Consider the following 1,088-nt stretch of genomic DNA (forward strand, 5'->3'; position numbering starts at 1 on the left):
TCTATCTCGTAAAGCTCATCAGACATTTCAAGCATTCGACGTTCTATCACGGCTTTCGCATCTTCAACGCCTTTGTTGTAATAGACTGCGCCTAGTTTATCGGTAATAAAATCTATCAGAAATTCGCTGTCAAACTGGCCAATCTCAATGCTGAGTTCATCCTGCATATAATCTTGAATTGCCGACGCTAATGTTTCTTTTTGGGCTCTTTCTAACTTAATCATGCGTGTTCCTTTAAGTGCGGCTTAAGAGGGGATTTCGCTAACCGTTACGAAATAATCGAGTTTCCTCTCGATTGTGTAGCCTTTAATCACCCCAAATTCGTATTGCTTCTAATTTTGGTGTTTAGATCAAGAAGTTGCTGATCTAAATTAGTCTATTCTGAAAAGACTATGCTAACCTTTTGCGGTTCGTTTTGTTAACCATTAAGGGATATTCTTTGCTACTCGACCTAGTGATCCAAAGTGTCAATGATTTTCAGGACGATTGTCTTAAACTGTGTGAGAAGCATTATCCTGCCGTACATAACCAAGGTATGAGTGAACACCATCTTGGTCTTGCATTTTCTCGCCGTATGGAACACACCTTCCGTCATTTTGGTTACAACAGCATCGTAAAACCGATTGAAGTACTCGACGCTCCAGACCTACCTCACCACTATCGCATTTCTTCTGAGATTGGAACGGTTTGGGTGTTAAGCCATCACATGGTCAGTGCCGGTAAATCGTGTCGCGAAAACTTGTTGTCTTCAATTACCGAATGGCAAAGCGAATATGGCTACGCGCTGCAACCTAACGACCTACTCTTCCTTGTTTGCGATCATTGGATCAGTCGCAGTAAAACCAGCCGAGAACTGCTCCATTGGTGGATGGGCGAATTGCCGGATCAAATCAACGAATATACAGAGCAAGGCATCACTCTTTACACCAGTGAATCTCAGCTCACTCAATCCCTTGATACACGCTTTGGTATCAGCCCTTGTTACATCAAATTTGGCCACCCTTTGCGTCGTTCTAACAAACAACAACTGGTTCGAAAGTACTTGCAGTTGTACGCCGTATTACAGTGGTAGTATCAAATTGCAACAG

2 protein-coding genes are annotated in these 1,088 nt (G+C 42.6%); one reads left to right on the forward strand and one right to left on the reverse strand.

The genetic code is table 11. From position 1 onward, the window contains the following. On the reverse strand, positions 1–224 hold a 224-nt coding region (locus tag R7D93_RS25945), incomplete at its 3' end, for a DUF2164 domain-containing protein (protein ID WP_318129640.1). Positions 225–439: 215 nt separating this feature from the next. On the opposite strand from R7D93_RS25945, the gene R7D93_RS25950 reads away from it, so the two are divergent. Then, entirely contained in the window at positions 440–1,072 is a 633-nt protein-coding gene (locus tag R7D93_RS25950; RefSeq protein ID WP_005454376.1) for a hypothetical protein, read from the forward strand. Positions 1,073–1,088: the final 16 nt, after the last annotated feature.

Source organism: Vibrio sp. YT-15, from assembly GCF_033337445.1.
GTDB classification, from domain to species: Bacteria; Pseudomonadota; Gammaproteobacteria; order Enterobacterales; family Vibrionaceae; genus Vibrio; species Vibrio alginolyticus.